This is a genomic window from Corallococcus terminator, from assembly GCF_049194865.1.
Classification (GTDB): Bacteria; Myxococcota; Myxococcia; order Myxococcales; family Myxococcaceae; genus Myxococcus; species Myxococcus terminator_A.
The window spans coordinates 71167-85989 of record NZ_JBLZWL010000002.1 but is presented as its reverse complement, the minus strand read 5'-3'; the positions used below and the strand labels follow the sequence as shown (position 1 = coordinate 85989).

Here is a 14823-nt window from a genome sequence, read left to right as displayed (position 1 = left end):
CACAGCGGTTCAAACCACAATGGGCATCTCTCAGGGAGCGTCATCCGCCTCGGAGTCGTCAGCGGATTCCGGCGCATCGTCCGAGAGGAAGCGAGCTGGCAGGATGGGACCCGTGGGCGAAGGACGCTGTTCGACGAGGTGACGTCGTCCGAAGGTGTAGCGCGCCTCCGCATGGGCACCGAAGGCCGAGCCCTCCGCATGGGCCACCAGCACGAGGTCCGTCCGTGGCACCACGCCCTGCATCACGCTCACCACGCAAGGCGCCACGCGCACATCTTCGCCCGCGCCTTCCGGGAGCACGAAGTCCGTCGTCCCTTCGACGAGCCGTGCCTCCGGCGGCAGCACGATGCTCACCGCGATGGGCACGTTGAAGCCCGCCTTTCGCTCGACCTCGGCCACGAGTCGAAGGCCCCCGGCTTCGGCGTCCACCACGCGCCAGCTCACCCGCATTGGCGCGGGCACTCGCGTGGTGAGCCCCGCCAAGGAGCCGCCTCTCAACTCCGTGGTCGCGGTGTCTTCCGAGGACTCTTCCGTGGGCTCCTCGCCCACCACCACACCTCGCCTGGGGACGAGGTGGACCGCCTCACGCACCTGACGGGCTCCACCAGACTTCACCTTCGACGGTGACTCGGTCGACGCGGTGTCCGCCGGCAGGGTTTTCGGAGGAGACACCGGAGCAGTTCGAGTCCGCGTCACGAGGCGCGAAGCGTCCTCGTCCTGGTGGACCTCGCGCGACGGAGCTTCATCTTGCTGGGAGAAGGGAGGCCGAGGCTCGGGAGGCTTGCGCAGCTTGCCTCGGGCTCGCTCCACGCCCGAAGCGACTCCCGCCGAGAGCGCTCCAATCAGCGCCAGGGCCAGCACCGCGCCCGCGATGCGTCGTCGCGAGGTCATGAGCACGCTCCCTGAACGGAGTTCCCCACGCGCGCTCGGACAACAAGCCCCACCCCTTCAACCACCGAAACAACATCAGGGTGAACGAGGGCCTCCCGGTCTTCTCGCCAGACACGTTCCATCATCGACACCGTGCACTCCAGAACTGGCCCCCGAGGCCCCAAGGTGTGCATCACGGACTCACCGGCACAGGGGCGCATGGCTGGGATACGGATACGCCACGGTCGGCTCGGTGGCGGCGTCCATCAAGGCGCGCGGGTAGCCCTTGCACATCAACGTGTCCAGGAAGTCCGCGAGACAAGGTGCGGCCTGCGCCGTCTCCACCACGTCCACCTGCTTGCCCTCCACCATCCGCCACGTGTGCTTGCGGTAACCCCTCGCCCACGGAGACAGGTTCATCGACGGAGCCGCGAGCGCTTCATACATGGCTTGTCGTGACGACGTGCCAGTGCCCAGCCGATAGAGCATCGCGGCCACCTCGTTCTCTTCAATCGGCTGGAGCAGTCCATCCTCGGGCCGAGGTCGAGACCACGAGACCAGCTCCGGCGAGCGCGTCTCCAGGTCCAACCAGAACATCGTCCCGCCCTGCCTGTCGTAGTAGCGGGGATTGCGGCGCATGTCGGAGCTGAACCACGTAGCCCAGCCCTCGCTCCACGCCTGCCCTGGGAAGGTGGGCACGCCGACATGGTGAGAACCACCCTCGGAGGGACTCGTCCCGTGGCTCGCCATCGCCCAGTGTCCCAGCTCGTGGAGCACCATCGCCTCGGACCACCACGCCGCGTCGGCGTCTCCCGGCAGCCAGAGCTGCGCGCCCCAGCGTCTCCCCGCCGCCGTCACCTGCCACGGCGCGAAACACGCCCCACAGGACCACGTCGTCCCGAAACCCAGCCACGCCACCACGGGCAGCCCCGTGCGGCCATAACGCTCGCGCGTGCCATTCCACGCGGCGCTCAGCGCCTCGAACACCGCCGCCGCGCCAGAGCCCTCCGACTCCTCGATGGCGACCACGGGCGACTCCAGCAGCTCCCGCGTCGGACGAGCCCAGCTCCACAATCGCGCGGAGGCCCCCAGAGTCACGGGCAGCGTCTGCGCACCGGACAAGCCCGGGTCCGCCACCGCGTACTCCACCGAGCCCTTCTTCCCCTGCCCCGCCGCGTACACGACGACCTGGTCCTCCGGGCCCACCTCCTTCGGCAGGCGCACGGTGAAGCGGCCCACGCCGTCCGTCACCCCCAGGTCGATGAGCACACCTGACTGGAAGGACGCGACGAGAAAGCCGCGCGCCGGCACCCACTCCGCCTCTGACGTCCAGTCGTGGAAGGCCGCGTCGGGCAAGCGACGCTCGTAGCGAGCAACGCCGCTCAGCGTCCGCCCCGGCGCGCCACACCAGCCCCGATTCCCCTCCGCGATACAGCCCGCCTCACACGGCTCCTCGAGCCAGCGCCCCGTGGAGCAACGCTCCAGTGCACCCGTGGCCGAACAACGCGACGTGCTCTCCACACAGACCGCGCCGGCCTCACAGCGAGCACCACCGCCCCATTCGGATTCGACACAGGCATCACCCGCCGCGCAGTCCTCTCGCTCGAGCTGCCCGTCGTGACAGCGCTCCACCACGCGAGGCCCCAGACACCGACCTCCAGCGGGAAGCGTGGAGCAGTCGACCTGCGCTCTCACGGCCTCATCGGGCGCGTCGGAGCACGCGGCCATCCGGCAGGCTTCATCAGAAGCCTCGCAAGCGGCGTCACACGGCATGTCTCCCGGGCCCGCGCCACAGGCCAGCAACCCCACGCCCAACGCCCAGAACACGAGCGCCCAGCCACCCGCGCGAACCGCCGACTTGAAGCCCAACGCCGTACCACCTCCACGTCCGCCACACGGGTGACGGGGTCGTGGCAGGACAACACGGTGTCCTCGCGGGACAGCATGAGCAGGAGACGCGGGGGTCCCCTGCCTGCCCGCATCGGCCGTGAACCCAGCTCAGCCATCCGACGACGACGGGCCCTGGCTCAGCCTGCCCGCATGCTCAAGCCTCGAGCAGGCGGCGAGACGTGCCGCCGTATCAAAAAACACTCCTCGCGGGGGCGGGCGCCCGGCGGTGCGACATGGAGGGAGGCCGGGTTCGCCGCACACCCCCGCGAGAAGCAACCTGCGTCACTTGAAGCCCCCCGCTCACGCGGGAGGCGGAGCCCGGCCTGACGGGATGATGAAAGGCGCGGGTGAATCCGGATGCTCGACGACACGGACCTGCAGACCGAAGGTGCTCGCGATGAGCTCCGGTCGAAGCACCTGGGCCGGAGCTCCCAGCTCCACCAGCTTGCCGCCCGCCAGGACAGCGATGCGGTGCGCATAACGCGCGGCCAGGTTCAAATCATGAAGCACCGCGAGCACCGCGCCGCCCTGCTGCGCGAAGTGCGTCGCTTCCTCGAGGACGAGGTGCTGATGCGACAAGTCCAGGCTCGAGGTCGGCTCGTCGAGCAACAGATAGCGATGACCGTGCGCGGGCGCCTCCCAGAGCTGCGCGAGCACGCGCGCGAGCTGCGCCCGCTGACGCTCTCCACCCGAGAGCGAGGTGTAGGGCCGCGACGACAGGTGACGGATGTCCATCACCTCCAGCGCGGACAGCGCCGCCTCCATGTCCACGCTCCCCTCGCCCCGCGTCGCATGAGGACTGCGCCCCAGCAACGCGACCTCCAGGACGGTGAAGCCGAACCCGAGTGACGACTCCTGGGGCAACACGCCCAGCCGCAGCGCGCGCTCCCGAGGAGGCCACTTCAGCAGCGGGCGCCCATCCAGCAGCACCTCGCCCGTGGAGCACGTCAGCTCTCCGGCGAAGGCCGAGAGCAGCGTGGACTTGCCCGCGCCGTTCGGCCCCACCACGGCGAGGACCTCGCCGGGCACCAGCTCCAGGGACACCGGCCCGAGCGCGCGGCCCCGGCCTCGCCACACCTCGATTCCTCGTGCCTCCAGGCTCATGACAACCCCTTGTCGCGCACCAGCATCGAGATGAAGACAGGGACGCCGAGGATGGCCGTGAGCGCACCAACAGGGAGTTCCTGGGGCACCGCCGCCGTGCGAGCCAGCGTGTCCGAGGCGACGAGCAACGCCGAGCCCAGCAGCGCGGAGGCCCCCATCAACCGCCGGTGGTCCGGCCCGAGCGCGAGCCGCAGCAACGCCGGGACGAGCAACCCCACGAAGCCGATGATGCCCGAGACGGACACCGCCGCGCCGACGCCCAGCGCCGCGGCGAGGATGAGCCGTCGCTTCATCTTCTCCACGTCCACGCCCAGGTGCCACGCCTCGCGCTCTCCCAGCAGCAGCAGGTTGAGCGAGCGCGCATCACGCAACAGCAACAGCAACGCGATGAGCAGCGGCACCGTGGACGCAACCACCACGCTCCACGAGGCGCCGGCCAGGCTGCCCCAGGTCCAGAAGGTGATGGTGCGAAGCTGCGCGTCGGTGGCCAGTTGCGTGAGCAGGCCAATCCCCGCGCCCGCGCCCGCGCTCACCGCCACGCCCGCCAGGAGGATGCGCGCCGTCTCGGTGCGCCCACCGCCCCCGCCCAGCCGCTGCGCGAGCAACGTGGCACCCAGCGCCCCCAGGAAGGCCGCGCCCGGCACCACGAGCAACCGGAACGGCCCCAGCCGCGAGCTGAGCGCCAGGTCCATGACGATGGCCGTCACCGCCCCGAGGGCCGCGCCGCTGGAGGTCCCCAGGAGGCCCGGCTCCACGAGCGGGTTGCGGAACAACGCCTGGAGCGCGGCGCCGCTGGTGGCCAGCACCGCGCCCACCATCACCCCGAGCACCACGCGCGGCAGACGGATGGTCAGGAGCACCGCCTGCTGCGTCGGCTCCAGCCGATATCCCGTCTCCAGTCCCAACGCCTCCAGCACACTTCCAAACAGCCCCAGCAGCGGCACCCGGAACGAGCCCACCGAGAGCGACGTGAGCGTGACGACCACGAGCGCGGCGCTCAGCACGAACCACGGGCGAGGACGCCCGCCGAGCACCCTCACCTGCTCCCGCGCCGGGTATGTCGCGGGAGCGGGAGCGGGAGCCACGTCCGAAGCGCTCATGTCCCGTCCTGCGCCGGAAGCCCCATGCCGTCCTGCAAGCGCTGCACGGCCTTGCCCAGCTTGGGCCCCAGGCTCATGAAGTGGACGTCCTCGATGGTGGTCAGCTTCCAGCCCTTGGCCTGGGACAGGCCGGGGACCTGCCGAAGCCCCTCTTCACCTCCGACGGCCTGCAGTGTGCCCCCGGGGAGCAGGATGATGTCGGGCGCCGCGCCAACCACCGCCTCGGCCGTCAGCGGCCGGTGGCCGGTGTAGCTCGTCACGGCATTCACGCCACCCGCCAGCCGGATGAGCTCGTCGGTGGCCGTGTCCTTGCCCGCGACCATGAGGGCGTTGGCGCCCCGGGCATACAGCGCGAGGATGCGCTTGGGCTTCGCCTGCTTCGCCGAGGCGGCCCGAGCAGCGGCGCGCTTCAGGTCCGCCTCCAGCTCCGCGACGAGCGCCTCACCCTCGGACACCCGGCCCAGCTTCGTCGCGAGCGTCCGGATGCGCTCCCGTGCCGTCTCCAGCGTGGGCTGGTTGGACAACACGACGACTTCCATTCCCGCGGTGCGAAGCTGCTCGAGGACACCAGGAGGACCCGCCTCCTCCGTCGCCAGCAGCCACGTAGCGCCGAGCGCGAGCAGGGGCTCGGCGGCCAGCGCGCGCTGGTAGCCTACCTTCGGCCGGCTCCGGGCCACGGGCAGCGCCAGGCTGGTGTCGTCGACGCCCACCACCTGCGCTCCCGCGCCGAGCGCGAACACCGTCTCGGTGACAGCGGGCCCCACCGTCACCAGCTTCGGCGCGGCGGGAGCAGGTGCCGGCTTCGCGGAGGTAGCCGGCGCCACGGCGGGAGCGGGTGCCATCTTCGGCGCGGCGGGAGCAGCCGGCGCGGCGGGCGTCGAGGCCAGCGCGGCCTGCGACATCAGCAGCGCGGCCAGGAGCACGGTGACGCGCTTCATGACGCCACCCCGGTCGCGGGCAGCGCGGCGATCAGCTCCTCCATCAGCGCACGCCATTCGGGCTGCTCGGGGATGCCGGGCTTCCGCTTGCCGAAGAGCAGCGCGATGTTCTCACCCGCCGCGTCGAACAGCTCCAGCGAGGTGACGACGCCGTCACGCGTGGGCTTGCGGACGACCCAGGCCGTGTGGATGTGGTCCGTGCGCAGGTGCAGGTTGAAGCTCGGGTCCAACACGTTCATCCACGGGCCCATGGCTCGCACGGTGTGCACCGGGCCGGTGTGAATCTGGATGGCGCCGGGGTTGCCCACGAACACCATGATGGGCAGGCCCGAGGCCGCCACCTTCTCCAGCACCCACGTCAGCGAAGCCAGCCCCACGGGCGTGGTCAGCTCGCTCCCCACCAGCCGGAGCGCCTGCGTCCGCGCCACCTTGAAGCGACGCAGCAGCGGGAAGAAGTCATGCGTGTCCTGGAGCCCTTGCCAGCCGGACACCAGGCCCGCCACGTCGATGTCGCCATCCGGACGGGGAGCCTCCGGCGCCGTGGCCGCTTCCACCGGCACCGCGCGCGACTGCTCCGCGTGGGTGTAGTCCTCCACCAGGCGCTCGTACGCGCTGACGCCGGACTCGTCCTCCAGATAGATTTTGTGGACGGCCATGCCCGTGCCGTCGAAGAAGTGCAGGCTGCGCCGCGTGCCCTCCGGACGGACCTCGCGGAACGCGAAGCCGAAGCGCCAGCGCATGAGGAACAGCCGCAGGTCGATGTTCTCGTCCAGCACCAGCGCGACGGCGCCGTTCACCTCGACGTTGCGGTACAGGCCGCGCTTCTCGTGCACCGCGCTCTCGTTGCGCGTGAGCGTCATCACCTTGCCCAGCGACTCCAGGCGAGGCAGCAACGTGTCGAGCCGCAGGTCCAACCGGACGACCTCTTCACCAACACCGGTGGCGAGCAACTGCGCCTCGCTCACGCCAAGTTGTTCCGCCGCATCACGAATACGCGTGCGCGGCTGGGCCTCGAGCAGCGACTGCCAGCGCTGACGGAGGGCGGTGGGCTCGGGAGAAGACGCCGTGGGGGCAGGTTGGGAAATCATGGCAGACACCAGGGGAGAGGAGGACTTCGACTTCAGTGAGACGCTTCGACAGGGGAACCGCTGGGAGAGACGCCGTCCTCGAGCGCGCCAGCCGAGACGGGCGCCGTCACCTTCGTCCAGCGCAGCTTGAGCATCGCGGGCGTGCCGGCGTCGTCGTAGTAGGACAGCATCTCCACCTTGAAGTACGCCTTCGAGTCGGAGCGCACGACGTACACCTGCGCGCGCGGCGACAGCTTGTGCGTCGTCACGTCGTAGGCGTACCAGGCGCCGTTGGCCTGGAAGACGGTGTCCGGGTCCGAGCCCTCGTCGTCGCCGTCATTCGCGTCGACCGCCCAGCCGCTCGCGGGCGCCTGCTTGAGCTGCACGAAGTCCTGCGCGGGGAGCACCGCCACCTCCACGCCGCCCGTGCCATTCACGCCACCGCGCGAGCGGATGCCGAAGCGCTGGAAGGACAAATCCCAGACGGCGTCCTCGCTCGCGCTCACCTGCGTGCCCGTGTCCAAATCGAAGCCCACCCAATTCTCGCGGCCCGTGGCGTCGACGACGGTGGAGATGGAGCCATCCGCGTTGCCGCCCACGTGGCGCACGTGCGTGCCGTTCGCGGGCAGCTCGACGTCCGGCGCCTCCGGCGTGTTGTCATCGTCGTCCCCGGGCGTGGGGACCAGGTCGTCACCGCAGGCGGACAGCAGGCCGGACAGGCACAGGACCGCGGCGGCGCGGCCGAAACGAGACACGGAGAAGAAGGTGGGGCGGGACATTCAGGCTCCTTGAGTTTTCAGGGATGACTCACAGCCGGAACGAGACGCCGGCCTGGAAGGTGCGGGGCGGAATGGGCAGGTCCGTGGGGTTGCCCGCATCCGCGAGGTTGGAGCCCAGTACGAAGAACTGGAGCGACTCACGCGCCCTCCAAGCGATTCGGGCATCCACCGTGACATAGGCATCGGACTGGTAGGGATTGGCGACGCCGTCACCGTCCGTATCCGGATAGAAGGGCCGCTTGCCGACGAGCGCCGCGCGGACCCACGTCTCCAGGCCCCACTCACGGTGACGCCACGTGGCCTGCGCGGTGAGTCGATGAAGCGCCTGGCCTTCCAGCGTCCGGTCCAGCTCCTCGTCGAGTCCGTCAGTGAGCGTGTAGGCCACCTCGCCGGACAGGCGCCACGGGAAGCGCTGACGCAAGCCCAGCTCGCCGCCGCGCACGCGCGCACGCGCCACGTTGGTGTACGTGAAGAGCTGCTGCGCCCCGCCCTGCTCGAGCGTGGAGGCAATCATGTCGCGCAACGCGTGCTGATACGCGCTCACCCAGAGGAGCGAGGCGTCCGACGGCCGCACCTCCGTGGACAGGCTGAAGCTGCGCGAGCGCTCCGGCTTCAGGTCCGGGTTGCCGCGCACCGAGTAGCCGACGGTGGGGTTCTCGAAATCGAGCAGCAGCTCCTGGAAGCCCGGCGCCCGGAAGCCCCAGCCGTAGCTGCCGCGCACGGTGAGCCACGACAACGGGTCTATCTTCGCCGCGAGCCGGGGCGTGACGGCCGTGCCGAACTGCGTGTCCACGTCCAAGCGCGCGCCCGGAACCACGACCAGCTTGGGGCCCGTCGCCAGCGTCCAGCTGTCCTGCGCGTACAGCGACGCCCGGGCCCGGTCTCCTCCGCCCGTCTCCAGCCGGTCCGCCACCAGCCACTCGCCCAGGACCTCCGCGCCGACGACGAACGCGTGACGCTCGCCCACGCGCGCGTCGAGCTGCGTGCCCACGCGGCCCTGCTGCTCGCGCGTGTCCTCCACGGTGTCCAGCGCGGAGGCGCGGCGCTGGTCTCTCAGGTAGCGGCGCTGGAAGTGGGTATAGGAGCCCTCCACCCGCAGCGTCGCGTCGCTGTTCAGCTTCCACGAAGGCGCCAGCCGCGAGGTGATGGAGGTGTCACGGCTCGCCCGGTCGAACACCGCGCCCGCGACGCCCATGTCCACGCCGCGCTGGGTGCGTCGCGAGAAGCCGGCGGAGCCCTCCAGCGACAGCGGCCCTTCACCCTTCAGGTCCCCGCTGGCGGAGACGTCGAATCCCTGCAGGCTGCTGCCCGTGGTGCCCACGTCGGTGGGCTCCAGGTCATAGGACGCACGGCGCTGCAGGCCACCACTGAGCCGCAGGCCCCAGCCCTCGCCACGCGCCTCGCCCGTCGCGTCCAGGTCCAGCCGCTCCAGCGCGCCGTAGGCCGCGCGCAGCTCGCCACCGAGCGGCTTGCGAGCCCGACGCGTGATGAAGTTCACCACGCCGCCCACCGCGTCACTGCCATAGAGCACCGACGACGGGCCCTTGACGATCTCCACCTGCTCCACGTCCTCGAGCGACAGCCGGGACAGGTCCACGCTGCCCGCGACACGGCCCGCGACGCGCTCTCCGTCCACCAGCACCAGCACGTACTCGGGACCCAGCCCCTGCACCTGGAGCGACGCGCCGGCGAAGGTCTGCACCACTTCCAATCCGGGATGCGCGGCGAGCAACTCCGACGCGTCCCGGGCGCCGCTCGCGACGATGTCCGCGCGGGAGATGACCTCGGTGGCCACGGGCGTTTCGCCCAGGCGCTCCTGCGTGCGCGACGCCGTCACCACCGTGCGCGCCACCGGCACGTCGTCCTGCTCGGCGGGTGTCGAAGATGCCGAGGTCGCCGGGGCCCCTGGACCCTCGACGACCTCGGCCTGCTTCGACACTTTTCCCGCGGCCTCGGAGTCGCTCGCCTCGGCGGAGACAGGCTCCTCCGGGACGGCTCCTCGCGAAGCCTCGGAACCGCTCGTCACGGAGGAGTCGGACTCCGCCGCGACGGGCGCTGCTTCATTCGTGGACGTGGACGCATTCGACGAAGGAGCTGGCGGCTCCGCCTGGGGCGACGCGCGGCCCCACGCCACCTGAGGGGCGGCACAGGCCAGCACGAGGAGACACCAACTCCCACGCATTCCACGTCCTCCAACTCATGGCCGACAGGACTCCCTTTCTTCGGAGTCCCCGCGGGGCACTGGGCTCGACGGCCTCTGGCCTCAGTCAACTCTCGACACACCCCGAGCCCTGTCACGCCCGGCAACTCCCACCTGCTCAGCCGCGTGCGCCCGTCGCGCTCGCACCACCCGGTGGCCGCTCCAGCGGCACCACCCGCGTGCGGTGGCAACGACGGCACTTCAGCTCCACACCCTCCGGCACCAACCTCGCCAGCAGACTTCCGCACAGACACCGCAACTCGCCCGCTTCACCGCCCTGCTGGCATCCGTCGCGCATCACCACTCCGCTGTCTGAAACGCGACGGACGATATTGATACTCATTATCAAAGTCAACCTGTTCAGACGGGCAGTGTCCTGGGGTGTACAGGGACGGCCTGGAAGCGGACTGTCAGTGGACTTTGAGGCGGACGGCGGCTTCACGCGGGACGCGGGGCTTGGGCGTCACCATGCGTGCGATGCCGTAGTAGAGCTGGTCCTCGGTGTAGACCTTGCGCACACGTCGGTGCGTCCCCGGGACGTAGGCGGGGCCTGGGCGCTCCAGCCACTGGAGGACGCGCACCTCGCCGGTGAGGGCCAGGGCGGAGAGCAGCTCCGGAGGGCACAGCTTGAGATAGCGGCGCACGAGCGGGCGCAGCTTCCGGGCGAAGTCCTTGCCGAGCACGGCGTGGCGCCGGCCCGAGTGCAGGGTGCCGTCGAAGCGGCGCGACAGGTGGAAGAGCTCGTGAATCACCGTCTCCAGGCGGGCCTGGGCGGTGGAGCCCCTGAAGAAGAGGGGCCGCAGGGTGATGCAGTACAGCATGCGCCTGCCGCGGATGCGGATGACGGGCTTGCGACGTCCCGTGCGGTCCATGGCCTTGCCGCCCCGGAAGCACAGGGGCTTCACGGTGCCACGGGAGGCTCGGCGCGCCTCACCCGCGACCACCAGGATGCGGCCCGCCTTCACGTGGGCGAACTCCGGCAGCTTCGTCGCGATGTCCCGGATGAGGGAGCGGACCGTCTTGTTGAAGTTGGGGCGGCGTCGGACCACGAGTGGTGGACAGTCTAGCGGAAAAGCCCTTGGGGGCGGCTTCGGGGGTGCACACAATGTCTAGCGTGATGCGCTCGACTTCGCCCGTCGTCCAGCTTGCCGCACTGCTCATGGTGGGGCTGGGGTGTGCCTCGTCCCCCACCCGGCCCGCTGGTTCCGCCACCCTTACCGCGCAGGACACGTCCGTGGTGTCGCAGGGGCTGACAGAGGCCACCCTGCGCTACAGCGCCCAGCTGGCCAGCGCCGCGCCCGGAGTGGTGGAGCGCGCCGACTACGAGCTGGTCTCCGAGGGGAAGGTGCTGAAGAAGGGCACCCTGAAGCTGGAGACGCGGCTTGGGCCCGGCGCTCCGGGGGACGTGTCCTTCGAGGAGCGCGCGTCCTACGTCCAGAGCGCGGAGGACCTGGCGCGGCTGAGCGCGCAGGGCGGCACGGTGCTCCTGGCGTTGCGGGGGGTGCTGGTGGTGCGCACGGGTGACTCCGAGCAACAGATTCCGTTCGCCGCGAGTCGCGCGGTGCGCGTGCCCCGGCTCCCCACCATCGTCGTGGAGGAGCTGGACGGGGCGCGCTACTCCGCCGAGGAGGTGCAGTTGAACCTCCGGCTGGGTATCCGCAACCCCAACCCGTTCCCGCTGAAGCTCAGCGGGCTGACGTGGCAGATGGCGGTGGCGGGCAAGGCGCTGGACAGTGGAACGCTGGCGCAGTCGGACAGCGTGGATGCGTCCGCCACGGGGGTGTACCCGGTGGAGGTGGCGGTGACGAAGGACTCGTGGGGGCCGGAGGTGAAGGCGCTCATCTCCCGGGGTGTCCTGCCCTACGGGGTGACAGGAGAGCTGACCGGTCCACTGATGCGGGTGCCGTATTCACTCTCGGGCGAGGTGAAGCTGAACGTGTCCCGGTAGAGTGCGCGGTGCGTGCCCATCTACCTGTTGAGTGACGAGCACCCGGAGCTGTTCCCGCCTCCGGAGCGCGCTGACAAGAGCGGAGTGCTCGCCGTGGGCGGGGACCTGAGCCCGGAGCGGCTCCTGGCCGCGTACTCGCGCGGCATCTTCCCGTGGTTCAGCGAGGGGGACCCCATCCTCTGGCACTCGCCGGACCCGCGCTTCGTGCTGACGCCGGACACGCTGCATGTGGGCCGCAGCCTGCGCAAGACGATGGCCCGGGGCGAGTACGAGGTGCGCTACGACACGGCCTTCGCGCGCGTCATCACCGAGTGTGGCCGCGTGACGCGCCCCGGGCAGAACGGGACGTGGATCACCGACGAGATGCTGGCGGCCTACGTCGAGCTGCACGAGCGGGGCTTCGCGCACTCGGTGGAGGCGTGGCAGGGCGGCGAGCTGAAGGGCGGGCTGTACGGCGTGTCGCTGGGCGCTGCGTTCTTCGGTGAGAGCATGTTCGCGCTGGCGCCGGATGCGTCGAAGGTGGCCTTCGTGTCCTCGGTGGAGCGCTTCAAGGAGTGGGGCTTCCAGCTCGTGGACTGCCAGGTGGAGACCGAGCACCTGGCGAGGTTCGGCGCGGAGTCGTGGCCGCGAAAACGCTTCCTCGCCGCGCTCCACAAGGCCCTGCGAGAGCCGACACGGCAGGGGAAGTGGACCGAGGCCCCCGCGCGGTGACGCGCGGGAACCTCAGTCAGCCACGGCCCACAGCTCCACGGTGCCATCGCCCCGCCCCCAGGCCACGAGTCGGCCATCGGGAGAGAAGAGCGCATCGCTCGTCTGCATGTCATCGCCGTCGCTGCTGTGGAACAGCTCAGCCCCCGTATCGAAGCGATGGATACCGAAGCCTCGTCCGTCACGTGAGGCCGCGAGCAGGTCACCCTGGGGATTAAAGCTCAGGTTGCACGCGTAGCCGCTGAAGCCATGAAGCGTCCTCACCAGGCGATGCTCGCCCACGTGCACCACGGCGACAGCCTCCGTGATGCCACCCACGACGAGAAGCGGCTCCTTCGGATGGAAGGCGAGGCTCCACGTCGTCGGCGCCTCGATGGACAGCGCCATGGGACGCGCGCCTTCGGCGATGTCCCAGAGCCAGAGGTTCTCCTTCCGCGCGTCGTCCGGGGTGACGGTCGCCGCCGCGAAGCGTCCATCCTGAGACAGCGCACACCCCGTCAGGGACACGCCCGTGTCCAGCGGCGCGAGTTCGCAGTGGGGACGCCAGGACTTCACGTCCCACACCAGGGGCGCATCGCCTTCCAACGGAATCAGCAGCGCCCGCTCTCCGCCCGGAGACATGGCGAACCGGGTCACCGCATGCGTCAGGTGGTGCTCACGCACCAGCGCCCCATCCTTCGTGGAGAGGGTCACCAGCCTCGGCCGCCACAGCCCCGAGGGCGAGAGGTTCGCGGGCCCTATGGCCAGGATGCGCTCGGCGTCGAGCAGCATCGCCGCTCCCCCTTCGAGCTGCTGCTCGTGGGTATGCAGCGGCCCCGCTGACGACGTCTCCACGGCCCACCACCGCAGCAGCGGTCCCCTGTTGTGGCTCCGCGAGAGGAGCGCGGCGCCCCCCGGCTCGAAGGCGAGCTGCTGACCCCACGTGTGCGACTGGAGCGAGGGCCCCAGCTGACCTACCCGCTTCAACCGCGAGGCATTGGCCGGAGTGATGACCTGGAACCGAGAGTCCATGATGGCGCTCACCGAAGGCGGCGCCACCACGGCCTGACAGGCCCCGTGAAAATCGACCTCAGCGCTTCACCTTGCACGGAGACAGCGTGCGCCTGGTGAGGATGAGGTCCTCCTCCGTCGGACTCCCATAACGCACCGCCTTCGGAGCGGCCTTCGGCTTCGAGGCGTCGTGCACATAGAGCGAGCCCAGGTCTCGACTCAGCACGAACCTCAACCCCGCGCTGTCATGCAGCCCGCCGAAGAAGAGGTTGCCACCGTTGCGCAACAGCGCCGGAGTGAGCGCGCCAGGCGGCCGGTAGAGCAACAGCGAGAGGTCCTCGGTGGGCCAGTCGCACGGGTCCTTCTTCCCCTTGCGCTCCATCCACGACACCGTGAAGTCGCCCACCGTGGTGCTGTCATCCCAGCTCGTGCCGATGCGCTCCCACAGCCGCAGGCACTCCGGCGACTCGCAGTCGCGCACGGGGATGAACTCCATCACGTCGGACGGCAGGCCCTCCCCGTCCTTGCCCGTCTCGCGCTCGGAGGGCCTGCGCAGCTTGCACCCCGTGGGCTCGTCCTTCTGCCGCAGGGCCACCGGCGTGCCGGACAGCCGCCCGGGCGGCAGCACGTCGCAGTCCACTTCAATCTCCGCCATGAGGAACGTCTTGCGGTCCGCGTCCGTCGCCCCCATCCGCGCCGCCCACCAGTGGACGGGCACCGCGCGACAGGCCGGCGCGTCCGCCTTGCCGAACACCCACAGCGGGATGGTCGGGTCCGGCGCACCGTAACGCCGTGCCTCCTCCTCCGGCACCCGCTTCAGCCCGGAGCGCTCCCGCTCGCGCCCCGTGAAGAAGGTGTCCTTCGACTCGGGGATGATGGCCTGGTGCACCAGCCAGCCCGAGCCCTCCATGCCCACCTGCGCGCGCGGCGTGAAAGGCACCACGTCCGGGCGCTTCGGACAGCCCCGCTCCGGCTCGGTGGGCGCGGTGAGCGACACCTCACCATCGTCGAACTGGGCGCTGGCCCCCAACGGCGTGAGCAGCGTCAGGCCCAGCACCAGTGAAGTCGACCGCATCGAGAACCGCATCGGCTCCTCCAGGAAACTCCGGCGACATGACGCACCCGCACATCACGGCCGGTCCGGAAACTTCGCGCCGTCATACCTCATGCCGGCCACCTCACGGCACACCCTGAAACGTCCCCGGCGTCGACCCGCCCCACACCGGCAC

14 protein-coding genes are annotated in these 14823 nt (G+C 70.3%); 2 read left to right on the top strand and 12 right to left on the bottom strand.

The features are described from left to right. Window positions 1–30 precede the first annotated feature (30 nt). The 10 genes from ACN469_RS02485 to ACN469_RS02440 all read right to left on the bottom strand — a co-directional run bounded on the left by ACN469_RS02485 (window position 31) and on the right by ACN469_RS02440 (window position 10997). A complete protein-coding gene (locus ACN469_RS02485; RefSeq protein ID WP_498763766.1) occupies window positions 31–891 on the bottom strand; it encodes a hypothetical protein in 861 nt (286 codons plus the stop codon). Between the two features lie 180 nt (window positions 892–1071). Further along, window positions 1072–2739: a hypothetical protein gene (locus tag ACN469_RS02480; protein ID WP_498763764.1), complete on the bottom strand. Its 1668-nt coding sequence runs from the start codon at window positions 2737–2739 to the stop codon at window positions 1072–1074. A gap of 321 nt (window positions 2740–3060) precedes the next feature. Next, window positions 3061–3864, bottom strand: a complete 804-nt coding sequence (locus tag ACN469_RS02475; RefSeq protein ID WP_498763762.1) for a heme ABC transporter ATP-binding protein — start codon at window positions 3862–3864, stop codon at window positions 3061–3063. After that, window positions 3861–4964, bottom strand: a complete 1104-nt coding sequence (locus ACN469_RS02470) for a FecCD family ABC transporter permease (RefSeq protein WP_498763760.1) — start codon at window positions 4962–4964, stop codon at window positions 3861–3863. The genes ACN469_RS02475 and ACN469_RS02470 overlap by 4 nt, the downstream gene beginning before the upstream one ends. Further along, complete coding sequence (locus ACN469_RS02465; RefSeq protein WP_498763758.1) at window positions 4961–5902, bottom strand: heme/hemin ABC transporter substrate-binding protein; 942 nt, start codon at window positions 5900–5902, stop codon at window positions 4961–4963. Before ACN469_RS02465 ends, ACN469_RS02470 begins: the two co-directional genes overlap by 4 nt. Further along, window positions 5899–6990, bottom strand: a complete 1092-nt coding sequence (locus tag ACN469_RS02460; RefSeq protein ID WP_498763756.1) for a hemin-degrading factor — start codon at window positions 6988–6990, stop codon at window positions 5899–5901. Before ACN469_RS02460 ends, ACN469_RS02465 begins: the two co-directional genes overlap by 4 nt. A 32-nt stretch (window positions 6991–7022) precedes the next feature. Continuing rightward, complete coding sequence (locus tag ACN469_RS02455; RefSeq protein WP_498763754.1) at window positions 7023–7748, bottom strand: HmuY family protein; 726 nt, start codon at window positions 7746–7748, stop codon at window positions 7023–7025. A 28-nt stretch (window positions 7749–7776) separates the two neighbouring features. Further along, a complete protein-coding gene (locus tag ACN469_RS02450) occupies window positions 7777–9930 on the bottom strand; it encodes a TonB-dependent receptor plug domain-containing protein (RefSeq protein ID WP_498763752.1) in 2154 nt (717 codons plus the stop codon). Between the two features lie 136 nt (window positions 9931–10066). Then, the gene (locus ACN469_RS02445; protein WP_498763750.1) at window positions 10067–10291 is read right to left on the bottom strand and encodes a hypothetical protein; all 225 of its coding nucleotides are present in this window, start codon (window positions 10289–10291) and stop codon (window positions 10067–10069) included. A 67-nt stretch (window positions 10292–10358) separates the two neighbouring features. Continuing rightward, complete coding sequence (locus ACN469_RS02440; protein WP_498763748.1) at window positions 10359–10997, bottom strand: hypothetical protein; 639 nt, start codon at window positions 10995–10997, stop codon at window positions 10359–10361. A 56-nt stretch (window positions 10998–11053) separates the two neighbouring features. Between ACN469_RS02440 and ACN469_RS02435 the strand changes: the two genes are divergently transcribed. After that, window positions 11054–11896: an LEA/WHy family protein gene (locus tag ACN469_RS02435; protein ID WP_498763746.1), complete on the top strand. Its 843-nt coding sequence runs from the start codon at window positions 11054–11056 to the stop codon at window positions 11894–11896. Between the two features lie 12 nt (window positions 11897–11908). Continuing rightward, window positions 11909–12607, top strand: a complete 699-nt coding sequence (gene aat, locus ACN469_RS02430; RefSeq protein WP_498763744.1) for a leucyl/phenylalanyl-tRNA--protein transferase — start codon at window positions 11909–11911, stop codon at window positions 12605–12607. Window positions 12608–12619: 12 nt separating this feature from the next. On the opposite strand, the gene ACN469_RS02425 is transcribed toward aat, so the two are convergent. Beyond that, window positions 12620–13615, bottom strand: coding sequence for a WD40 repeat domain-containing protein (locus ACN469_RS02425; protein WP_498763742.1), 996 nt, complete (start codon window positions 13613–13615; stop codon window positions 12620–12622). 58 nt (window positions 13616–13673) lie between these two features. Next, complete coding sequence (locus ACN469_RS02420; RefSeq protein ID WP_498763740.1) at window positions 13674–14669, bottom strand: hypothetical protein; 996 nt, start codon at window positions 14667–14669, stop codon at window positions 13674–13676. Window positions 14670–14823: the final 154 nt, after the last annotated feature.

Bases quoted from the DNA above. Each gene is read 5' to 3' on its own strand.
- ACN469_RS02485 (WP_498763766.1), bottom strand. From the start codon at position 891: ATGACCTCGCGACGACGCATCGCGGGCGCGGTGCTGGCCCTGGCGCTG.
- ACN469_RS02475 (WP_498763762.1), bottom strand. From the start codon at position 3,864: ATGAGCCTGGAGGCACGAGGAATCGAGGTGTGGCGAGGCCGGGGCCGC.
- ACN469_RS02470 (WP_498763760.1), bottom strand. From the start codon at position 4,964: ATGAGCGCTTCGGACGTGGCTCCCGCTCCCGCTCCCGCGACATACCCG.
- ACN469_RS02465 (WP_498763758.1), bottom strand. From the start codon at position 5,902: ATGAAGCGCGTCACCGTGCTCCTGGCCGCGCTGCTGATGTCGCAGGCC.
- ACN469_RS02460 (WP_498763756.1), bottom strand. From the start codon at position 6,990: ATGATTTCCCAACCTGCCCCCACGGCGTCTTCTCCCGAGCCCACCGCC.
- ACN469_RS02455 (WP_498763754.1), bottom strand. From the start codon at position 7,748: ATGTCCCGCCCCACCTTCTTCTCCGTGTCTCGTTTCGGCCGCGCCGCC.
- ACN469_RS02450 (WP_498763752.1), bottom strand. From the start codon at position 9,930: ATGCGTGGGAGTTGGTGTCTCCTCGTGCTGGCCTGTGCCGCCCCTCAG.
- ACN469_RS02445 (WP_498763750.1), bottom strand. From the start codon at position 10,291: ATGAGTATCAATATCGTCCGTCGCGTTTCAGACAGCGGAGTGGTGATG.
- ACN469_RS02435 (WP_498763746.1), top strand. From the start codon at position 11,054: ATGTCTAGCGTGATGCGCTCGACTTCGCCCGTCGTCCAGCTTGCCGCA.
- ACN469_RS02425 (WP_498763742.1), bottom strand. From the start codon at position 13,615: ATGGACTCTCGGTTCCAGGTCATCACTCCGGCCAATGCCTCGCGGTTG.
- ACN469_RS02420 (WP_498763740.1), bottom strand. From the start codon at position 14,669: ATGCGGTCGACTTCACTGGTGCTGGGCCTGACGCTGCTCACGCCGTTG.